Genomic DNA, 17,273 nt, shown 5'->3' with positions numbered 1-17,273 from the left:
CTTTATGAATTGCTTGTTGATTCCTGTCGCTTTTCTTCCCACTCATCACGCGACTTAGTGAGCCTATCTAGAATACTAGGGTTATGCAGCGTGCCATCTTCATTAAGCAAAACTGGCTGATTGCCACAGTAGCAGTTGTAGCGATTACCATTGATTGAGTAAAAATATTCCACCTCCTCAACAGTGAATATCTTCCCACTACGTGCTGCATGACTCGGTCTAGTTGTTGGCTTAAGTGCTGATATCCATAAGATGCCAGTTTTCAACCCTAACCTTTCGCTAGCCCATGTCGTTTCATTCCAGTTCGCCATACGAAGTGCGCCAACTTGCTCTGTCTGCGCGATAGCCTTTGCTCTGGTCATCGATACATCTAAACGTTGGCTAACTATCCGCGCCGTTTCGCGTGGGTTTATGCCTCGTGCTATGGATGTGCCGATAACATTTGCTAAGTCCGTCCGTGCAGCATCAGACAGTCCGCGCCAATCGCTATAAGTAGAGATAAACGCCGCTGCAACCTGATTCTGATAAGCTGGCTGAGACAGTAGGTAAGTGAGTGTTGTTTGCTGTGCGTAGACTTCGGATTGTACGGCTAAGTTAGTGTAAGCATTCAATGTGCCACGCTCATACTCATCAGACACATACCCAAACGCCCACAATCGCTCGTCTCCACCTTCGAGAAGGTAGTCATCAAGTATTGATTGCAGTCTTTCGAGGAATCTAGCGTACTCTGTAGGACGCTCCGCTAGGTCGTATATATAAACGCCAGCGTTAACCTTAAAAAGCGAATCAGGCTCATTCTGTGCGTTTTTAGCGAGTATGTAGTTTTGATTGGGTGATTGCGTTTTCTCTCTGCCAGTAAATGACAGGTCGAATAGTTGTTTGAGTGCTTTCTTGAGTTCGTAATACCGATTATCAATATCACGGAACATCTTTCTAACTTGCCGCCCTGATTGTGTTGGGTCAGCCTTATTCCTTGGTATTATCGGCGACCCTATCTTTTGATTTTTCATCATCGACTAATGGGTCTCCTTTAGGGCCTGATTCTGGCGGTTCACTGTTCTCAAATTCTGGCAACGTTGGGTACTCGCCAAGTGCCCTAATTTCGTTCTCCATAAGAACAGAGCGACCGAATGAGTTTTGCGTCTTCATTGCAACATCAGCAGCTTTACTCATGTTATCCAGCTTTTCAGATTGGCTAGGTGCTAGCAAGTCAGACCAACTTACTGTTATCTCGTCTTTTTGCTCAATAACGCCAAGCCTTCCAAATTGGTGGATCAGGTCAGTAATGACTTTTGAGAGAAACCCTTCACGCCTTGATTTACAGGTTCTAGCCCAATCCTTCATATCCTCAGTTGAGGCGCGCTCACCTGTAATTTGACCGATAAGCACCTTAACTGGCATGTTGATTGACGCCGCAAACTCAGCTAACAATGTGCGCCACGTTGGTTCAGGGTCTGCGGCGGCAACTGATAGCACGCTTGCCGACCCTTCTTGCATTAATACTGAGGCATCAATGCTTTGATTTAGCCGTCTAACCTGCTCATCAAGCGCATCTGGAAGCCCTTCTATATTCGTTCCTAACGCTTCTGCTAATGCATTAAAATCAGTTTCTTTACTGAATGCGTAGTTAAGTTGTCGGCTGGCATTCTTAAGGAATCCCTCAGCGCTACCTCCAGAAACCTTTTCGATATCGAGTAGCTTGTTATAGCCTTTTCTCAGTAAAGATACGCCTGAGGACATTTTGCCATCAGCAGCGCCTTCGATAAGCGTTATAACTCTGTCAGGATGAATATCAATTATTCGAGATGGTGATCCGTCGCTATCATCCCCCACTGCCATTTCAGTAAACGAGTACATCGTTGGCATGGAGTAGTTTTCGCTTGCTTGGTCTTCATCCCAAGTTTTAACATCCAACTGCGCTTCCCATGCAGGGATTAAGCGAACAATAGCCTTATCTTTTAGTTTTTTAACAATGCTAGTATCGACTGGCTCATTCCATAGCCTGTTATCTTTGATTTGGATGATTAAACCAGAATATCGACCAACTAAATTACGTTTATCAGCCTCTACAACCTGCTCCCAGTGTTTTTTGAGTAGCTTATTAAGGCTTTTATCCCATTCAGTTGAACCGTCTTGGTCTGCCTCTTCGTCCCCTTCGAATATTTCAGGGTAATCAATCCAACACCCAGATATGTATCTATCAACTGCAGCGCCACCTAACGCATTGCGATCATATAGCCTATAGAAATCATCAAAGCTTAGATTTTCAGGCCAGCCAAACTCATTCCATATTCGAGGTCTTTTAGTGTTACCAGTGCCTAGCGACTGAACGTAGGACATCCTAGCTCTTTGTACGGCTTTCAATGCGTTATTAACCGCTAATGATAGCCGTTGTTGATTTACTTCCATTTTTGCCCTCATTAACGTTTTCTAACTAGCATTCCGACCACTGATTTTTGTGTGATATACCCATCAAGCCCATATCTAACAGCATCCCAACAGTGGTTATTAGCATCCAAAATCACAGGCAATACTTCACCAGTGATCCGGTCTGTTTTGTATGAGTAGAGACGGGCTTCTTTTGCTGTTTCTTTACAACGGGGATGAATGATTATCTGCTTAAATCCGCGTAAAAATGTTATTCCATCTTCAACACTACCTTGCCATTTTTTAGCAGCTGAGATATTGAATCCCTGCCGCTTTAAATAGCTAATTGTTTCAGGTCTTGCTGAGTCAGCTTTGATGGACCACTTACGCGCTTCTGGTATCTTGTCATAAAACTCTGGCATGTGGTCAAGTTCAACACCTACGCCATAAGCCTCATATTCGATATACAAACAGTCATTTAGGATGAACTGTCGTAGCAGAGTGTTAGGGTCTTTAGCGAAACCAAAGTCAGCACCGAAAAGTAGGCGGTCTGCTTGTTGCCATAAGTCATCAGGGAATGATTGAACAACATATTTATTTGCTAATACTTGCTTATCAGAGTTTTCAAGATAAGCACCTTCCCATATCCATGCATAAGTAGCGGAGTCTAGCCTTGCTTGGTCATTTAGCCGCTCATCTTCTAACACGGAAGGAAACCACGGGTTATCATCGTAGTTCATCTCAACCACGACAGCGTTATCAGGTGGATTCTTTCTAAATCGCTTATCTGTCGCGCTACCATCTCGCTCAGGGTTCCATGTCACCCATATTTCAGATCCAGCCTCACGAACCGTAGGAGCAAGTTTTGTCCATGCTATCTCTGATACTGACTCAGCTTCATCAACCCAAGCGATTAATATTCTTGCCTTAGATTTGATGCTATCTAAGTTATGCCGTAACCCTGCGAATACATAGCTAACCGAGCGGCACTTAGTGCGAATGTATTTCTCACCGAGTTCATAGAAATCATTTAGCCAAGGTACAGACCTAATCGCCTGTTTAACCTCTTCCATTGATGATTCTTCTAACGAGTTCATGTATTCACGAGCGCAAAGTATTACGCCTGATTGACCATTCATCGCAGCCATATAGCCACGGATAGCTGTCATTAATGCGAATGTTCTCGTCTTTGCAGAGCCTCGCCCACCGTGTGAGCAGCGATAGCGATAGTTACCTTCGAATGCTGGAATTAATTTAGGCGGTATTTCAATCCTCGCTACCGTCATTGTTACCTCCGGCAACCAGAACTATTTTTGTTGGTGACATTGAACTATCAGATGATTTGTGGTCAACTTCCTGTTTCTCACTGTAGCCATGATTGGCAAGCATTAGCTTAGTTATTGTTGGATTGAAATCACCGTTAAGCCCCTTATTGATGAGCTTATTTTCTTGCATTGCTAAAATGCCTTCTAACGTGTCACTTAAGTCGGTACTTTCTTTTACCCATTCATAAACTGTCTTACGTGATACGCCTAAATAACAGGCTAGACCAGCCACACTTGGCACGACATCACCAACCGCTTCATATCCGCCCATTAAGTATTCTTTTGCTTTAACTAAACTCTCTGCAAATTTACTTGGGCGACCCATTTTTGTTTTAGTCGCCATAATCTTTATCCCTTTAACTCAATCAAAAACTCATTCAGATTTTTCATTGCCTTACTTGGCGTTTCACCAAGGGCATTTGCTTGAGATTGAAAACCAAAGAATGAATGATTTACTTTTGCATGCCAGCCTTGTGGCGTTAATTTTAGATGTGGCTTACTTTTTATTTCCATACACACCTCAATCAGAACAATTAACTGGTTATGTTTATATACCATCGGCAATCAGTGATACCTTTGCCGCCATAAACTTATATAAATCTCTATTAACGCCACTCTATGAATGACGTTTGTAGAATTTTATAAATTGGTTATTCTGCTACTTCAACCACAGGCACATACTCAACGCTGCTAATCTCATCTGGTGAAATATATATCCAAGCGCCGTCAACCTGTGCGATAGCGATTAACCCGTTAGTCACGCGAGGCTCTTTCGTTGTCATTAAGCCTTCGTATGTTGTGCCGTCTTTCTTTGTTGCTGTTACTGTGTATTTCTTCATATTCCACCCAATAAAAAACCCGCACTAGGCGGGTCATTGTGAATTCTTGTTACCTATTTGATATCTGATGGCATATCGCCGCATGATTTAGGAATTTCCCTTTCACCATACTCTTCGGCTATTGCCATTATTTCTCTGTATGGTCTAGCGAATGGGCCAACTACTACAGTGATGTTTTGACTATCAGCCTCCTCTGGTGTTAGCTTCATAGTTTCAACAGTCATTACCAGTGCGACTTTCAATGCAGCACCAGTCCACGGTAAGCGTTCAAGTTCGCTCATTGCTATGTCCTTAGCTTTCAGGAAATCGATACTCGAAATGCGGATGCTCTCCGCCTCTCACTGTTACGTGCAGTTCATAGATAAATTTATCTGGAGCAATATTAAATGGCTCAACAATTCCGTCTACATGAACGTCATTGCATACCGCCTGCAACTCAGCTACGTACGTTGATGGAGGAATCCCTTCATCATTTAGTTTTACTTGAGCCCATACACCTTCGCATGGGCCATTAACCAATTGAACTTTCATAGTAACCTCGTCTAGTTATTCGCCATTGAAACACTGGCAGGTGGTGACGATACCACTCTTCGAGAGCGACTCTAGCCAGTAGTTATACTTTCGCATAAAAAAGGCCACTCAGCGACCTATTCAGGCGATGCAATTTTTAGTGCATCGGTAATTTATTGATTTACAAGCAAAGCGCATTTTTACGCCGCTAATCTGTGCATCTCATCGAGCAATGGTTGCTTATGATTTTTATTGAACAATCCTTTCAGTGATTCTTTCCGCTGTTCAAAATCCCAGCCCATCGAAATAAACACTGTGTTAGCTCTTTGCAGTTCGGTTATTGCATGGATTTGCTGATGTGAAAGATAGTCACGAATTGGGTCGGTTTTTCCAATGTCATTATCTTTTCTGAATTTAGCTGATGACACCCCAAGCACGATGCGATTAATTAAATCAGCCTCATTACTAAAGTGGTAATGCGCTGGCTCTTTGCCTTCTTGGATTTTGCTTTCTTTCACAGCATCGGTCATTGGCTTATATTCCATTCGAGCAATATTGCGCTCTATTTGAACTTTAGCCTCTCTAGCCGCCTTCTCGCGGAATTGGATAAAGCTATCAACCAGCCTAACTTGTCCATCCTTTGCTTTATTCCCGCCAATAAATGGCATCGCGATCAGAAACCCGCGCTCAGTTAGTTCATAACAAGGCTTTTCCCTGCTAGATTTATCTATATAAGAGGTCTCCTTGAAATCAAGGGCACCTAAATGCCCGCTCTCAATCAATGAGCGAATACTCTGAAGGACGTTATCGTGCCTTCTGCCGAACTCGTTAGAAATGATATTGGTTGTAACTACTGGTTGGTTGCCAGACTTTTTAATTAACTGTTTCATAGGATATTACCTTTCAAAAAAGAGACCTCAGTTCTCACAGAACAAGCCTGACCCGAGCACACCTATAACAGGCTGTCCTCTGAAGTCGCTTTTGTGAATGGTCTCGGGGTTGTGATGTTTGCGTGTGAGATACGCTTAGTAGAGATAAGCAATCGGTACGCACGAATTGAGGTTGATTCCTCTAATATGAGTACCTGTTTTTATTTACTGATTTTATTGAGTTTATTTTTCGCAACCATCATCACGTATCACTACGTTAATTTGGCCACTTCTAGTCTGTTCCTAGCAGTCAAGATGAAATCACCCCCTTATATGGCGGAATTGCATCCATTAAAAAGCCCCGCTATTTTGCGAGGCTCATATTTGTAATATCCGTTTGAGATTACTACCTTTTTAAGGTTGTGGTCATTCACGATTAACGTATAGTTGCGTTACATTCATGAACTGTTATTCTCGCTTCGCCCCGATATTTGGGGCATTTCTTTGTTGTTCAATTTCCCGTATTGCTTTCTTGTCCAAGTTGCACTTTGCTATTGAGTTCATCGCATCTACTAGCAGTTGTGGCATATCTTTCCAGTCCATATGCTCTGGTACATCAGGCTGAGGACAATCAGCGGTTAGTTGTGCTGGTATCGGTACTGGCTGAACGGGAATCAATACCTCTTTTGTACTTCCGCAGCTCGCTAATAACATCATCGGGCACAGCAGTATTAGCGCACTCATTGTCTTTGAGTACTGTTTTGATAACAGTCTTAACTGTGACATGTTCTGAGTCCTCTAATTGCTTTGCTTTGATGTTGTCGAGTGATACTTGATAGTGAAGAGTGATTGCTGATTGGGTTACTTTGTTTAGTAGTTGGCTTGCAGATAGTTCGTTAGACTTTTTGTCAAATTTAACCTGTAACTTATCAAAGTCATTCATAACCCAGATAAGCCAGAATAATAAGATTGCACAAGCAGCCATTAACGCTTTGGTTAGTATGCTTAATTGCTGCCCCATCGTGCTTTATATCCTCTCACATCAATATGTGTGAATGCCTTATAGCGACCAATGCCGTAGCTATCAGGAAACTGAGATTCAAGATAATCAGCGACAACTTTCGGCGTCACACCATTAACCTTGATATCTGCCGCTGTACCTAATAAGTGCTGGGATTTTGGTGCTCCGCCAACATTTTTATTGTGATTAACACATCGACGACCGCTGACAATAATTACTGGCTTACCAAAGTGGCCGCGAACACCTTCAAGAATTTCAACCAACTTTGATTCAACTTGATTTGCTCCGCATCCGTCTTTACATGCAAATTCTTTACTATCGAAATGCTCACTTAATTTCATTTTTCACCTTTTTAAATACCTGCATGATGTTTCCTTTAGCTGCAAAAACCAAAACGCAGATGAACACATCACCGAGTAAGTTAGATAAGCTCGTATCGAAATCATTAGGCTTTATTAATTGGTAGCTTTGCCATATACAAAGCCAGATAAGCACCATGCCGATAAATGAATCTCTGTGGCGAGCGTAATTGCATAGAAATACACGAATGGCCATGAGAATTAACACGACTACATTCGTATAGTTGATAATCTCCTGATAACTCATTTTTTGCCCCTCCACTTTTCAGTTAAGGTGCTCATCAATACGGAGAAATTATTCTCAATGAGTCTTGGTAGCCATCTAATGGCCTTTGTTAGTGTCTCGCTACTTGCGATAATGAGAAGCAATGAAATGAATAACGCTGAAACCAGAATGGCGGTTAATGTTTTACCTATCTCATAACCAGTCTCAGCTACAATTATTCGCTCTACTGATTCAGAGATAAGAACACCAGTTAAAAACGATAAGATAAATAACAGAACCTTTTTCTTGTTGTTATCTTTTGAGGCTATGACCGCAACAGTTGCGCCAATAATCGCACCTGTAATTACTCCGTAGTCAAAGCTTCCTGTCATTAATCCGATTGCACCACCGCCTGCCGCGCCGACGATAGCACCAGCTGCGGTACTTGGCATATATAACACCTGTGTTTTTAGTTAATAGATAGCCGCGCACAATCTCTATGCGTCAATTAAATGTGTGTGATTAGAATTCTGTGGCGGCGTATTTGGAGCATCTGGTCGGAATCGAACCGACATATTTTGGTTGGAAGCCAAATGTGTTTACCAAATCACTACAGATGCAGAAAACAAAAAAAAGGCCGCACTAGGCGACCCCTTGAAATATTGTTCTGTTCATATTCAGGAAGTGCGATATTTTGAACTACTGCATATTTTGCAGCAGTTGGAATTAATGCCCGTTTCGTGGGCTAACGGCATGGAGCGCTACTCATGCACCAGTCGGGATTTACTAAGGCGACATGCCCGTTGTTACCACGTTCTGTTTATTCCCTCGAATTCGGGGGAATTAAAATCCGTCAAACTCGTCAAAGCCTTCAAATTCATCAAGCATATAAACCTCTATAACGAGAAAAGCCCCACCGAAGTGAGGCTTTATAATCTGGTTAAGCCAACCTAAGAACAGTTAAGGCAGCTTACCTGATAATTATTGCTAATTTGCTATAACATGTCAATAGCAAAGTTCGCTTATTTTCTTTATTTTCGCTACACGTTTACGATTATTCATTGCATTTCGCAGAGGTTCATACAACAGCCATTGGCAAGCCTTTAACTTTTCGTCTACTTCATTCCTGCAAGTTCCGAAAGATGGTTTTTTTAGCCTGTTTCCTCCTCTCGTTTGCATTTTGCGGGGTTTTGCAACCTTATGGTAGTAAGATGATATTGAAAGCTTGGAAGCGCCACATGCGTAATAACTGAGCAATATTTGATAAGCCTGTTCGTCAGTGGCGATGATTGAATCTACGACCTGAGAAATCAACATTCCTTCATCGTCACTACACATTGGTCTGGATGGTGTACTGTTTGGCTCGACTGTTCGCATGAATTTATAAATCATGTTTATCATGCGTACATTCAATCGCCCTGAGTGAACCCAAGCGCCCCACAATTCAAGCCATCCGTTAAGCCAATCGAATTGCTCCTTCGTTAACTCTTTTTCTCCGATGTAGCTCATTTAGCCCCCTTCGCATGTTTATACTTAGTCATCAGTCGACCATTTATAATCGCGTGGTCAAAGCCAAATACATCACCAGAATATTTCTTGACTGTTGCCCTATTGCAATTAAGTCGTCTTGCTACTTCACTCATATTCCCGTGCGTCTTGACAAGCAACGCTGGAATGGTTGTTATTTCAGTCTGCATCACCTATCTCCCATATAGTGATATCCAAAGAACCGCCCTTAACTTTCTCCCCGCGCTTTATTCGGAAATCATCTATCTGTTCGTCGTCGTCCCAAAAATTGGCGTGAGTAAGCGAATCGAAAACAGCTTTAGGCAAGTTATCGAGGTCTCTTTTGCGTTTATCAGGGGGATTTGCAGTGATGACTATTTTGATGCGGGAAGTGGTTTTGATATCTAGGTTTTGCTGCTCTATGTAATCTGTTACTTGCTTTCGATAATTTGTGCCTTTGGGTGATATGTAGTGCCGCCCTCTGCTGTGTCTCCAATACGTATTTACTGAAGGTGGCCACGGTAATTTAAGGTGATATTCATTCATGCCTTAATCTTCCCCTCGCTTTGCAATATGGCCTGAGTTCGAATAACCCCCTCTAGGTGACATTGCTTTGCGTATTCAGCGTCCGTAATTCGCGTTCTGCGGTCGATTTCGTCATGACACCCACTACACGCCCAAGCTATAAATAAATCGCTAGGCTTGCATCCTGTGCCACATAATCCAGCCATTCGATAATGAGCTCCCACTACAGTTTCAGAATTGCCGTTGCAGACTGAAGGTATTCTTACTTGGCACTCTCTGCCTTTTGCTTCTTTGCGTAAGTTAGCCATACATAAACCCCATCGCTAAAGTAACAATCGAAAAGAATAGAATTACGTGTCTGGCTCTAATCATTTTCTCGTCCTCGCTGTCCGTACATATCGATTTTCGGTAATAGCCTTCATCGGGTCGAAAGTAATATTACTTGGCGGGCGCTTGGGTTTATCTTTATGCTTAACTATGAATATTGATTTAGATTCGACTGACACTAATAGATTTTTCATCTCTCTTGCTGCTCCTTGAGTTATTCCCTGTGACCGTAGTAGTTATATTCATAACGAGTTGTACGCAACTTCACGCCACTTTCTACCGCCCAAGCTGTCGAGTATTCAATTAAGCTACTCATGCGCTTCTTGCCCATCTGAGACGTGCTCTCGCGTATGTTTAATAGTTCACCTTCGATACCCTGAATTAACGGTGACTCTTTCGCCCCTGTTGTAACCATCCAGTGACCTGACACAAATACATTCTTCCACTGCCATAATTTCAGTTGTTCATTGTTGAGTGTCATTTGCTTTGAAACATCACCACATAGCGCATGAAACATATCGTTCTGCGGTAGTGTTCTGCTGGATTCTGAGATTTTTACTTCTAGGGGGAATTCTTCGTTGAGGGGTAAGGCGTTTAGTGCTGATATCAGGTTATCTCGTATCTGTTTATTTCTTAGAAGAAACTTTGTGGCTTTCTCCAAGTTAACCTCCGTTTTTCCTTCTCCAAGACATTGCAGAATCTTGCTTCGACTGAAATTTAAGGCCTTTTTTCCCACATTCAATGCACTGGTGATAATGAAATACCACACCTGCTATTAGATTGTCGGTTTTATGAATAGCTACTCCACCGCACTTGCAGTACACATAGTTATCACTCACTGTTAGTTCTCCTGTTCCATGCTGCTATGGCTTAAAATTACGTAGCCATCTGCTTAGGTTGTGGTCTCTGATGTCGTTCATTGGTTGTTTTACTTTCCGCTTGCATAACCAGTAACAAACTACAGCCCAAATGGGATAAGTTAGTGGCCATAACAGGAAAAATAATAACGTGACAATGGTGTGGATAATCGCCATAGGGATTTCTCGAATTTCCAATGACAGCACATCATCAGGTCTCAAGCGGAGTATCACTGGAATGTTTTTACCGTAGATATCTGCTGACCATGCCAAGCAATCAAGAAAATTAAAGTCATACCCGCAAGCGGCAGCCCAAAGCGGTCTATCTATAAAATGCTTGAACGTTACTGGATATTGTTTGTAATACCTCATCATTCACCCTCTGGCATTGGTGGGCTAAGTAATGGTTGCCAGTGAGTTATCATTGAGTAGTCATCATCTTCAAAAAAATCAATGCTATCACTGATGTAATAGCCATTATTAAGTTGAGACCATAACCATCCTTCACCACATGGGTCGGAGCGCATGAATACATGCCACACAAACTTGCCATTCCAAAACCAGCCCGCAAATACTGGCGTGTCTAATTCAGGCAGATAATCACTCACCTTAACCCAATTAGTTCCCTGCATTAGATGCCTCCCATCAGCTTGTTAAGTTCCAGCCTAAACAGCTTTTTAGCTACTCTCATGCAGCGATACGGCTTGAAAAAGTGTCGGTTATAATCTTTCGTTTGCTTGATATATTTGCGCTTTCTTCTGGTCGCTTCGTCAGTGTAAGCCCAGTTCAGCTCTGTTAACGTTGTTCCTTTCATCACTCAACACCTCGCTTAATTGCCCGCTTAGCTTCTCTGCGTATTGCTATTCCCATGCGTTCTAACCAGTCTGCGTATTTCAGCAAAGCTTCAGTTTCAGTTTCTAGTCTAGGGAAATCGTCCAAATTCAAACTAACTTCCCAGCCATGAAGTGCCTGTCTTTTGGTTACTTTTATTTTCTGCTCCAAGCGTGTTTTTTCGTTGTAGTGAAGAAGTTGATAGGTTTTAACTTTCTTGTCGTCATCCTTTTGGTATGCGACTAGCTCCATCTTAGTTTGCTTGGTTTTCATTGCTAACCTCGCCCATAAGTGGCTCAAATGAAACTAATTCAAATGTGAGTTCACGATGGTAATCGTAATAATCAACCATTGGCTTTAGTGTATAAACGCCTTCACCCTGAAAGTAATCTTCACCAGTCAAAACCATTGATATTTCATCTTGGAAATCTTGAATATCTCTAGCGTCAAAATCACCATGGCAACCAATCAGATAGGCTTCGTTCTCATCAACTTGGTGAATTACGACAATAGTTCCGAATGGTATTTCCTTTTGTTTGCTCATCTAGAAGTCCTTATGATTTGGTGTGTTACTTGAGTCCGTGTTTGTTTTTCAGGTCAGCAATGATTGATAGCGCTTTGTCGCGCTTGGTTGGTATCACAGTGCCTTCTAGCTGCAATATCGGATCGGCAATCTTCTCGCCTGATTTAATTTTGTTGGCCATGACTTTTAACTCAGACGCACAAAGTTTTATAACCTCTGAATCCGATAGGTTGCGGCTTCGCATTTCTGAGTAAACTTTAGTGACAATCCAGTAACAGGCATTTGATGGCCAATTAAATCTACGCCAGCCTCGCTCTGAGCAATACTTTTTGAATACGTCGTATAGTTCGGTTTCGGTGGGTAATCCAAGCTGAGTGAAGTCTTCCTGTTTGCACCATTTGATGAATTGACCGACGGCAGGCCAGAATGGATTATCGCTTGCCCTAGCGTGTCGCATCCCGTTTTGAAGCTGCTCACGGGTAGTAATTCCATTTTCAGCAAATGCGGCGATCCACTGGCGCTTAGCTGCTAGCTCGTCGCTTTCGTTTTTGAATATGGTATTTACTGCAGCAGGAAAGATTTGTTTCAGGTTTCGGAATAACACATCGACTAGTTGCTCGGCTTGGGGATTTACTACTTTCTGCGACGTACTGCTTTGAGCCATTCTAGCCAGTGCGCCTGCATCACGATTAGCGATTGCAGTTGCCAGATTAGGTTTCATATGAATTCATTCTCCCATGCTTCACGAGTGTTCCAGCTTTGGGCTGGTGCTTGCTCTGCTACTCGCTGAGTTCGGTTTGGCTGCCGACTTTGAATAACCAGTGTTGTCCACTTCTCACGGAGTTTTGCTGGCGATAAAATATTGCTACACCAGAACGAATCTTTGTTCGCCCATTTGAACATTTTGCAAATGTCTTGGTGGGTGTGACCGTCTAGCTGTCTCATCAGTCGAACATCGTTAGCCCATGTTGACCAGTTAGGCTCTTTGGTTGTTGGGCTGACTATCAGGACTTGTGAGTAAATCCATTGAGCCGCTTTCAGGTCATCAGCATTTCCCCACTTGTTACCTTTGGGTGAGCTAACAACCGCATCAGGCTTAACAGCTAAAACTTTTTCAGATGGTCGGTCAGAGGATTCGTTAGAATTCTCGGACGAAGAGTTATTAATATCTTTTACTGTATTTGAAATAATGTCTTTGGTGATCCCCTTTTTCGGGGATACCGCTACACGTTTTCGGGGATGGTTATCCCTGTTTTCAGGGATAGTTTTCCTTGTTTTCGTGTATACCCATTCTGAGACGTTTTTATTGATAGAAATGTATCGATTTTGGCCTATTCGTCTAACGTGAATAATTCCTCTAGCTTCAAGCACTCCGACCGATTCAGATACAGGATTTCTACCTAGCTTAGTTTTCTCTTCAATCAAGATGTTTTGTATTCTGTCCTCTTTCTTTTGCCATCCCCACGTTAATCGAATAATGGCATTTAATACCTGCCATTCCCTACCTGCTAGTTGGAGAGCGCACAGAGCATCTTGAATTTCATTTGCTACCCGAAGGTAGCCATTATCAAGATCAGCCACCTTAACCTCTGGTTTGTCTGGTATCAGTTGTTTGTTAGCAAAGTCCACATGCTTAACAACATTCATAACGACCTCCATATCGATTTGTTGTGTAATTAATATTCATGTATAATTACTCCCGTGAATGATTTACTAATGCGCCTCAACTGTTCCCGCAGCTGGGGCGTTTTCTTTTGTTCTCATCAAAGAAAGCTCGCCGATTTGTTTCCACAAAAAGCGATATTCTTCCTCAGATATTTTTCTCTCACCTTCCAGCACGAAATCTTTAATCCCCGAAGCTGCCAGCGTTTCGCATAGCTCAGGAAATTTGTCAGTTCTGCGTAGAATGGTTGAGTCATGGACACCTAATGTTTTGGCCACTACAGACTGAGACTTAGCTCTCAATGCTTGTAATGCTGTTGCGATTAGATGATTTGATACGAATTGATTGAAGTTTTTGCGTGTTGTTGCGTAGTCCATTTGTTAAATTCCTTTTGACGTAGTTAGTCCGTTGCTCACGATCCTGTGAGTGTGTATTGCTTGGTAAATCTGTCGCTTTATCGGCGACTCCGTAGCAGTAAATAACCCTGCGATTGTTAAAGAACAGTTTTTTACATATATCTTTTTGGATACAGAATTTGCATTTCTGTAATTTTATCGCCGTAGAATCTCGCTAATCTTTCTGCTAATTCTAATGAAGCAGCCTGAGTTCCTCGCTCTAATCTGCTCAAGTTACCAACATCACAATTGATGGCGTTGGCAACTTCAGAAATTGTTAGCTGCTCTTCTAAGCGAATTTTTCTTAATGGTGTTTGCATATCTCACTCCTTTTAGATGCGCTACACGCATATTATCACAAGTAAAAATATGCGCAATACGCTTTGTGTAATACGCATAAATAAAGTTGAATTAAGGCATGAAAATAGGAACTAGAATTCGCGAAATACGAAAAAGCAAAGGGATGACAATCCTTGAACTTGCCACGGCTATTGGTAGCGATGTGGGCAATATCTCTCGCCTAGAAACCAATAAACAAGGCTATTCAGAAAACACGCTAGTGAAAATAGCATCAGCCCTAGGTGTGACTGTTGCTGATTTATTTACTGAAGATCCAGTAAAGCCAGACGAAATTGAGTATATCGGTGAAATGCCATCTGGCACCGTTAAGGTTATCGGTGAGGCGGTTTTAGGCATAGATGGCGCAGTAGACATGATGGAAGAGCATAACGGCTGGTTAAAGATTTACAGCGATGACAAGGACGCTTATGGATTGAAGGTTAAAGGCGATAGCATGTGGCCTAGAATCCAATCTGGAGAATACGTAGTGGTTGAGCCTAATACTAGCGTAAGGTCTGGTGATGAGGTCTTTGTTAGAACTGTAGATGGTCACAACATGATCAAGGTATTCAATAAAACCAGAGATGGCGATTATCAATTTACTAGCATTAATAATGCGCATAAGCCTATAACTCTAGACCCTAGTCAAGTGGATAAGATGCACTATGTAGCCGCGATTGTTAAGCCTACAAAGTATATTGATAAATGGGAACGTGAAACAAAATTAAACATGCCTCCATATGTTCAATAAGTCTCAGTGGACTGACGACACGTTTTAAATGAAGAAACTGCTAGAGCTGATATCCAACGCTAACATAATGGTACTGCTAGTTATTATCGCGGTGCTGGATATCATTCTATTGTTACTGATTGCTTTTGATAGTTAGCGAGTGTTCGAAATGAAAAGATTATTAGAACTCATCAGTAAAAATAAGCTGCTGATTGTTATGTTAATAATAGCGCTAGCAGTTGGAGCAGTATTACAGCTTGCAGAAGAGCCTTTTGCTTGGATTTCGGTTTTCAATGCAGAGTAGAGTAAATATACGTTTTAGAGGGATGTATGGCATTTAACGATATTGAAGTAGCGAACATTAAGAGATGCATGGAATTTTTCATGGAGAAACGTAGGCCGGCTGAACACCTTAGAGATGAGCTAGATTTAAGCTACAACATTGAAGATGACTCCGTTGTCATATTTGAAGTAAGACGCCTTACTTGGAGTAATGGTCAAGCTCAAGAGCCAATTGCCAAAATTACACATAACAAATCTAAAAGCTCTTGGTCTCTATTTTGGATGGATAAAGATAGTAACTGGCACAACTATGATGAAAAAATGTTAGGTAGTTTCTCTGACGCTATTAAGCTCGTTGAAGATGATGTACAAGGCTGCTTCTTTGGGTGACGACACGCTTTAGGATGTGGGTATATCGCACAACAAAATACATCTAAATAGCTTAAGGTCGCAGAAATGCGGCCTTTTTTTTAATTAATACAATTGACATCCAATCTATTTTTACTGGGTTCATGTACAGCAATAGTTTTCAGATTACCTAAATCAAAGATTCATTAAGATTAAGTCTTGCAAATCTTCACGAGTCTGGTTAGAATTCGATCTGCATCAATAACTTAGAGAGATTAGCATGAATAACCAAGAATTAAGCGTTCAAGCATTTAAGGATTTCCTTGAATCGCTTATGTCGCTGAACATAATGAAGGAGGCTACTGCTCGTAACTTGAAAAACTCATCTGCTCGCCTCCTAACGGTAGTTAAAGAAGAAGAGATGGGGGATGTAACTAAGCTTGATTTAAATGTTCTAGCAGAGCGCTACATCGAAATAACAGAGCCGAAACCTAACGATACCAGCATTAAAGCTTACAAAAGCCGTATGGAGAGCGCAATTAATAAATTCAAAGCTTTTCAGGCTAATGAGGATATTCCCTACAATCCTATTTCAAATCGCCAAGAAGAGGAAAAAGAATTGGCTAAAGAAGCACCTGAAGTAGAGCCTAAGAATGACCAACCTTCATCTTATTCTCTACCCGTAGTTATTCGCCCTGAATCTGGAACAACAGTTACTATAAGCGGTATTCCGACAGACCTTACAAGCGAAGAAGCCGAACGCATCTCCTCAATTCTGAAGGTTTACGTTCGGCCTCAATAAAAATTTGAGCATAATCCCTTGCCGGGGATAACGCTCAGATCGGAGATGTCAGGACCCCACGACCGTACTTACTTAACACACAAGTACAATAGTGGATCTCCGACATTAAATCAAGTCCTCAGGGAAGCGTCCGCCTGAGGTGAGATGTAAAAATGGAATTAAAAACTATTAGTACCCCTGAATTACCTGCAGGATACCGTTGGTGTAAATGCAGATATAGAAAGACAAGAGCAAAGGCAGGAACACCTGATTCCGAGAGAAAAGTGTTAGATGCTCACGCCTATGGCTATAAGTGCTGGTCTTTTCCTGTCAGAACTAAAAAATAAATAATCTCCCAGCCCTCCCAGCGAGGGCTTTTTTGTGCCCGCAATTCCCCGTCTGTGTGATTTTCCTCACCTATCAAGAAAATAAATAAAATTAATTTGTAAATAAAATCATGAATATGCGTGAAGAACGCTGTCTGCGCATATATTTATTTGCAAATATGCGCTTGACGCATTTGCGCAAAATGCATATTATTACCACATCGAAGGCAAGCAACATGAAATATACGCCTAGTTCTTTAACAACGTTGATAGCTATTTAGTTTAGCTATCAGAATGGAGTCGCTGACAAAGCGACAACCTTCTCAGAAGGTTTTAATGAGCGCA

The 17,273-nt window shown here is 41.9% G+C and carries 31 protein-coding genes and 1 tRNA gene; 5 read left to right on the top strand and 27 right to left on the bottom strand.

What is annotated here, in order from left to right:
• Positions 1-2: 2 nt before the first annotated feature.
• The 7 genes from PSE83_RS07820 to PSE83_RS07790 form a co-directional block, all read right to left on the bottom strand.
• Complete coding sequence (locus tag PSE83_RS07820) at positions 3-1,013, bottom strand: phage minor head protein (protein WP_272574769.1); 1,011 nt, start codon at positions 1,011-1,013, stop codon at positions 3-5.
• Positions 967-2,409, bottom strand: a complete 1,443-nt coding sequence (locus tag PSE83_RS07815) for an anti-CBASS protein Acb1 family protein (protein ID WP_272574768.1) — start codon at positions 2,407-2,409, stop codon at positions 967-969. Before PSE83_RS07815 ends, PSE83_RS07820 begins: the two co-directional genes overlap by 47 nt.
• 11 nt (positions 2,410-2,420) lie before the next feature.
• Positions 2,421-3,653, bottom strand: coding sequence for a PBSX family phage terminase large subunit (locus PSE83_RS07810; RefSeq protein WP_272574767.1), 1,233 nt, complete (start codon positions 3,651-3,653; stop codon positions 2,421-2,423).
• Complete coding sequence (locus PSE83_RS07805; protein WP_153673569.1) at positions 3,634-4,035, bottom strand: DNA-packaging protein; 402 nt, start codon at positions 4,033-4,035, stop codon at positions 3,634-3,636. Before PSE83_RS07805 ends, PSE83_RS07810 begins: the two co-directional genes overlap by 20 nt.
• A gap of 5 nt (positions 4,036-4,040) precedes the next feature.
• Complete coding sequence (locus PSE83_RS07800; protein WP_153673570.1) at positions 4,041-4,205, bottom strand: hypothetical protein; 165 nt, start codon at positions 4,203-4,205, stop codon at positions 4,041-4,043.
• Between the two features lie 137 nt (positions 4,206-4,342).
• Positions 4,343-4,531: a hypothetical protein gene (locus tag PSE83_RS07795; RefSeq protein ID WP_153673571.1), complete on the bottom strand. Its 189-nt coding sequence runs from the start codon at positions 4,529-4,531 to the stop codon at positions 4,343-4,345.
• 53 nt (positions 4,532-4,584) lie between these two features.
• On the bottom strand, positions 4,585-4,812 hold the full coding sequence (locus PSE83_RS07790) for a hypothetical protein (RefSeq protein ID WP_153673572.1): 228 nt from the start codon (positions 4,810-4,812) through the stop codon (positions 4,585-4,587).
• A 105-nt stretch (positions 4,813-4,917) separates the two neighbouring features.
• Between PSE83_RS07790 and PSE83_RS07785 the strand changes: the two genes are divergently transcribed.
• The gene (locus tag PSE83_RS07785) at positions 4,918-5,046 is read left to right on the top strand and encodes a hypothetical protein (protein WP_272660777.1); all 129 of its coding nucleotides are present in this window, start codon (positions 4,918-4,920) and stop codon (positions 5,044-5,046) included.
• Between the two features lie 195 nt (positions 5,047-5,241).
• On the opposite strand, the gene PSE83_RS07780 is transcribed toward PSE83_RS07785, so the two are convergent.
• The 20 genes from PSE83_RS07780 to PSE83_RS07685 all read right to left on the bottom strand — a co-directional run bounded on the left by PSE83_RS07780 (position 5,242) and on the right by PSE83_RS07685 (position 14,442).
• Complete coding sequence (locus tag PSE83_RS07780; protein WP_228677181.1) at positions 5,242-5,931, bottom strand: Rha family transcriptional regulator; 690 nt, start codon at positions 5,929-5,931, stop codon at positions 5,242-5,244.
• 447 nt (positions 5,932-6,378) lie between these two features.
• Positions 6,379-6,696, bottom strand: coding sequence for an Rz1-like lysis system protein LysC (gene lysC, locus PSE83_RS07775; RefSeq protein WP_228677182.1), 318 nt, complete (start codon positions 6,694-6,696; stop codon positions 6,379-6,381).
• Between the two features lie 219 nt (positions 6,697-6,915).
• Positions 6,916-7,272, bottom strand: a complete 357-nt coding sequence (locus PSE83_RS07770) for a D-Ala-D-Ala carboxypeptidase family metallohydrolase (RefSeq protein ID WP_272660776.1) — start codon at positions 7,270-7,272, stop codon at positions 6,916-6,918.
• Positions 7,259-7,537: a hypothetical protein gene (locus tag PSE83_RS07765; RefSeq protein WP_136135528.1), complete on the bottom strand. Its 279-nt coding sequence runs from the start codon at positions 7,535-7,537 to the stop codon at positions 7,259-7,261. Before PSE83_RS07765 ends, PSE83_RS07770 begins: the two co-directional genes overlap by 14 nt.
• Positions 7,534-7,947, bottom strand: a complete 414-nt coding sequence (locus PSE83_RS07760) for a putative holin (RefSeq protein WP_071548375.1) — start codon at positions 7,945-7,947, stop codon at positions 7,534-7,536. Before PSE83_RS07760 ends, PSE83_RS07765 begins: the two co-directional genes overlap by 4 nt.
• A gap of 93 nt (positions 7,948-8,040) precedes the next feature.
• Positions 8,041-8,115, bottom strand: a tRNA-Gly gene (locus tag PSE83_RS07755).
• Positions 8,116-8,500: 385 nt separating this feature from the next.
• On the bottom strand, positions 8,501-9,004 hold the full coding sequence (locus PSE83_RS07750) for an antiterminator Q family protein (protein WP_228677183.1): 504 nt from the start codon (positions 9,002-9,004) through the stop codon (positions 8,501-8,503).
• Positions 9,001-9,138, bottom strand: a complete 138-nt coding sequence (locus PSE83_RS07745) for a hypothetical protein (RefSeq protein ID WP_306801865.1) — start codon at positions 9,136-9,138, stop codon at positions 9,001-9,003. The genes PSE83_RS07750 and PSE83_RS07745 overlap by 4 nt, the downstream gene beginning before the upstream one ends.
• A gap of 43 nt (positions 9,139-9,181) precedes the next feature.
• Positions 9,182-9,547, bottom strand: a complete 366-nt coding sequence (locus tag PSE83_RS07740; protein ID WP_228677184.1) for a RusA family crossover junction endodeoxyribonuclease — start codon at positions 9,545-9,547, stop codon at positions 9,182-9,184.
• Complete coding sequence (locus PSE83_RS07735) at positions 9,544-9,834, bottom strand: DUF1364 domain-containing protein (RefSeq protein WP_226693968.1); 291 nt, start codon at positions 9,832-9,834, stop codon at positions 9,544-9,546. Before PSE83_RS07735 ends, PSE83_RS07740 begins: the two co-directional genes overlap by 4 nt.
• Before the next feature lie 233 nt (positions 9,835-10,067).
• Positions 10,068-10,589 (bottom strand): recombination protein NinB, encoded by a 522-nt coding sequence (locus PSE83_RS07730; protein WP_272660775.1) that lies wholly within the window; start codon positions 10,587-10,589, stop codon positions 10,068-10,070.
• A gap of 127 nt (positions 10,590-10,716) precedes the next feature.
• Positions 10,717-11,082, bottom strand: coding sequence for a hypothetical protein (locus PSE83_RS07725; RefSeq protein ID WP_272660774.1), 366 nt, complete (start codon positions 11,080-11,082; stop codon positions 10,717-10,719).
• The gene (locus tag PSE83_RS07720) at positions 11,082-11,342 is read right to left on the bottom strand and encodes a DUF551 domain-containing protein (protein ID WP_272660773.1); all 261 of its coding nucleotides are present in this window, start codon (positions 11,340-11,342) and stop codon (positions 11,082-11,084) included. The genes PSE83_RS07725 and PSE83_RS07720 overlap by 1 nt, the downstream gene beginning before the upstream one ends.
• Positions 11,342-11,524 carry a hypothetical protein gene (locus PSE83_RS07715; RefSeq protein WP_272660772.1) on the bottom strand — a complete coding sequence of 61 codons (183 nt, stop codon included), beginning with the start codon at positions 11,522-11,524 and terminating at the stop codon, positions 11,342-11,344. The genes PSE83_RS07720 and PSE83_RS07715 overlap by 1 nt, the downstream gene beginning before the upstream one ends.
• Entirely contained in the window at positions 11,524-11,814 is a 291-nt protein-coding gene (locus PSE83_RS07710) for a hypothetical protein (protein WP_069367913.1), read from the bottom strand. The genes PSE83_RS07715 and PSE83_RS07710 overlap by 1 nt, the downstream gene beginning before the upstream one ends.
• Positions 11,795-12,085 carry a hypothetical protein gene (locus PSE83_RS07705; RefSeq protein ID WP_272660771.1) on the bottom strand — a complete coding sequence of 97 codons (291 nt, stop codon included), beginning with the start codon at positions 12,083-12,085 and terminating at the stop codon, positions 11,795-11,797. Before PSE83_RS07705 ends, PSE83_RS07710 begins: the two co-directional genes overlap by 20 nt.
• 25 nt (positions 12,086-12,110) lie before the next feature.
• The gene (locus PSE83_RS07700) at positions 12,111-12,785 is read right to left on the bottom strand and encodes a replication protein P (RefSeq protein ID WP_272660770.1); all 675 of its coding nucleotides are present in this window, start codon (positions 12,783-12,785) and stop codon (positions 12,111-12,113) included.
• On the bottom strand, positions 12,782-13,711 hold the full coding sequence (locus PSE83_RS07695) for a replication protein (protein WP_272660769.1): 930 nt from the start codon (positions 13,709-13,711) through the stop codon (positions 12,782-12,784). The genes PSE83_RS07700 and PSE83_RS07695 overlap by 4 nt, the downstream gene beginning before the upstream one ends.
• A 66-nt stretch (positions 13,712-13,777) precedes the next feature.
• Complete coding sequence (locus tag PSE83_RS07690; RefSeq protein WP_181488424.1) at positions 13,778-14,104, bottom strand: hypothetical protein; 327 nt, start codon at positions 14,102-14,104, stop codon at positions 13,778-13,780.
• 131 nt (positions 14,105-14,235) lie between these two features.
• Positions 14,236-14,442, bottom strand: a complete 207-nt coding sequence (locus PSE83_RS07685; RefSeq protein WP_105881154.1) for a helix-turn-helix domain-containing protein — start codon at positions 14,440-14,442, stop codon at positions 14,236-14,238.
• A gap of 98 nt (positions 14,443-14,540) precedes the next feature.
• Here PSE83_RS07685 and PSE83_RS07680 point away from each other — a divergent pair, with 98 nt between their 5' ends.
• The 4 genes from PSE83_RS07680 to PSE83_RS07665 all read left to right on the top strand — a co-directional run bounded on the left by PSE83_RS07680 (position 14,541) and on the right by PSE83_RS07665 (position 16,623).
• Positions 14,541-15,212, top strand: coding sequence for an XRE family transcriptional regulator (locus PSE83_RS07680; RefSeq protein ID WP_272658719.1), 672 nt, complete (start codon positions 14,541-14,543; stop codon positions 15,210-15,212).
• Between the two features lie 148 nt (positions 15,213-15,360).
• Positions 15,361-15,495: a hypothetical protein gene (locus tag PSE83_RS07675; protein WP_258922512.1), complete on the top strand. Its 135-nt coding sequence runs from the start codon at positions 15,361-15,363 to the stop codon at positions 15,493-15,495.
• 26 nt (positions 15,496-15,521) lie between these two features.
• Positions 15,522-15,863 (top strand): DUF3024 domain-containing protein, encoded by a 342-nt coding sequence (locus PSE83_RS07670; protein ID WP_110732181.1) that lies wholly within the window; start codon positions 15,522-15,524, stop codon positions 15,861-15,863.
• Positions 15,864-16,101: 238 nt separating this feature from the next.
• Positions 16,102-16,623: a hypothetical protein gene (locus PSE83_RS07665; RefSeq protein ID WP_004245992.1), complete on the top strand. Its 522-nt coding sequence runs from the start codon at positions 16,102-16,104 to the stop codon at positions 16,621-16,623.
• The last annotated feature ends 650 nt before the right edge of the window (positions 16,624-17,273 follow it).

The sequence above is a fragment of the Providencia sp. PROV150 genome (assembly GCF_028481025.1).
GTDB classification, from domain to species: Bacteria; Pseudomonadota; Gammaproteobacteria; order Enterobacterales; family Enterobacteriaceae; genus Providencia; species Providencia hangzhouensis.
This window is presented reverse-complemented; position numbering and strand designations above follow the sequence as displayed.

Coding starts and splice junctions, on each gene's coding strand:
- PSE83_RS07720 (WP_272660773.1), bottom strand. CDS start 11,342: ATGCAGGGAACTAATTGGGTTAAGGTGAGTGATTATCTGCCTGAATTA.
- PSE83_RS07770 (WP_272660776.1), bottom strand. CDS start 7,272: ATGAAATTAAGTGAGCATTTCGATAGTAAAGAATTTGCATGTAAAGAC.
- PSE83_RS07805 (WP_153673569.1), bottom strand. CDS start 4,035: ATGGCGACTAAAACAAAAATGGGTCGCCCAAGTAAATTTGCAGAGAGT.
- PSE83_RS07670 (WP_110732181.1), top strand. CDS start 15,522: ATGGCATTTAACGATATTGAAGTAGCGAACATTAAGAGATGCATGGAA.
- PSE83_RS07735 (WP_226693968.1), bottom strand. CDS start 9,834: ATGGCTAACTTACGCAAAGAAGCAAAAGGCAGAGAGTGCCAAGTAAGA.
- PSE83_RS07745 (WP_306801865.1), bottom strand. CDS start 9,138: ATGAGTGAAGTAGCAAGACGACTTAATTGCAATAGGGCAACAGTCAAG.
- PSE83_RS07790 (WP_153673572.1), bottom strand. CDS start 4,812: ATGAGCGAACTTGAACGCTTACCGTGGACTGGTGCTGCATTGAAAGTC.
- PSE83_RS07725 (WP_272660774.1), bottom strand. CDS start 11,082: ATGAGGTATTACAAACAATATCCAGTAACGTTCAAGCATTTTATAGAT.
- PSE83_RS07820 (WP_272574769.1), bottom strand. CDS start 1,013: ATGATGAAAAATCAAAAGATAGGGTCGCCGATAATACCAAGGAATAAG.
- PSE83_RS07705 (WP_272660771.1), bottom strand. CDS start 12,085: ATGAGCAAACAAAAGGAAATACCATTCGGAACTATTGTCGTAATTCAC.
- lysC (WP_228677182.1), bottom strand. CDS start 6,696: ATGTCACAGTTAAGACTGTTATCAAAACAGTACTCAAAGACAATGAGT.
- PSE83_RS07690 (WP_181488424.1), bottom strand. CDS start 14,104: ATGGACTACGCAACAACACGCAAAAACTTCAATCAATTCGTATCAAAT.
- PSE83_RS07740 (WP_228677184.1), bottom strand. CDS start 9,547: ATGAATGAATATCACCTTAAATTACCGTGGCCACCTTCAGTAAATACG.
- PSE83_RS07795 (WP_153673571.1), bottom strand. CDS start 4,531: ATGAAGAAATACACAGTAACAGCAACAAAGAAAGACGGCACAACATAC.
- PSE83_RS07680 (WP_272658719.1), top strand. CDS start 14,541: ATGAAAATAGGAACTAGAATTCGCGAAATACGAAAAAGCAAAGGGATG.
- PSE83_RS07815 (WP_272574768.1), bottom strand. CDS start 2,409: ATGGAAGTAAATCAACAACGGCTATCATTAGCGGTTAATAACGCATTG.
- PSE83_RS07665 (WP_004245992.1), top strand. CDS start 16,102: ATGAATAACCAAGAATTAAGCGTTCAAGCATTTAAGGATTTCCTTGAA.
- PSE83_RS07695 (WP_272660769.1), bottom strand. CDS start 13,711: ATGAATGTTGTTAAGCATGTGGACTTTGCTAACAAACAACTGATACCA.
- PSE83_RS07700 (WP_272660770.1), bottom strand. CDS start 12,785: ATGAAACCTAATCTGGCAACTGCAATCGCTAATCGTGATGCAGGCGCA.
- PSE83_RS07760 (WP_071548375.1), bottom strand. CDS start 7,947: ATGCCAAGTACCGCAGCTGGTGCTATCGTCGGCGCGGCAGGCGGTGGT.
- PSE83_RS07800 (WP_153673570.1), bottom strand. CDS start 4,205: ATGGAAATAAAAAGTAAGCCACATCTAAAATTAACGCCACAAGGCTGG.
- PSE83_RS07765 (WP_136135528.1), bottom strand. CDS start 7,537: ATGAGTTATCAGGAGATTATCAACTATACGAATGTAGTCGTGTTAATT.
- PSE83_RS07675 (WP_258922512.1), top strand. CDS start 15,361: ATGAAAAGATTATTAGAACTCATCAGTAAAAATAAGCTGCTGATTGTT.
- PSE83_RS07810 (WP_272574767.1), bottom strand. CDS start 3,653: ATGACGGTAGCGAGGATTGAAATACCGCCTAAATTAATTCCAGCATTC.
- PSE83_RS07715 (WP_272660772.1), bottom strand. CDS start 11,524: ATGAAAGGAACAACGTTAACAGAGCTGAACTGGGCTTACACTGACGAA.
- PSE83_RS07780 (WP_228677181.1), bottom strand. CDS start 5,931: ATGAAACAGTTAATTAAAAAGTCTGGCAACCAACCAGTAGTTACAACC.
- PSE83_RS07785 (WP_272660777.1), top strand. CDS start 4,918: ATGGCTCAACAATTCCGTCTACATGAACGTCATTGCATACCGCCTGCA.
- PSE83_RS07710 (WP_069367913.1), bottom strand. CDS start 11,814: ATGAAAACCAAGCAAACTAAGATGGAGCTAGTCGCATACCAAAAGGAT.
- PSE83_RS07750 (WP_228677183.1), bottom strand. CDS start 9,004: ATGAGCTACATCGGAGAAAAAGAGTTAACGAAGGAGCAATTCGATTGG.
- PSE83_RS07685 (WP_105881154.1), bottom strand. CDS start 14,442: ATGCAAACACCATTAAGAAAAATTCGCTTAGAAGAGCAGCTAACAATT.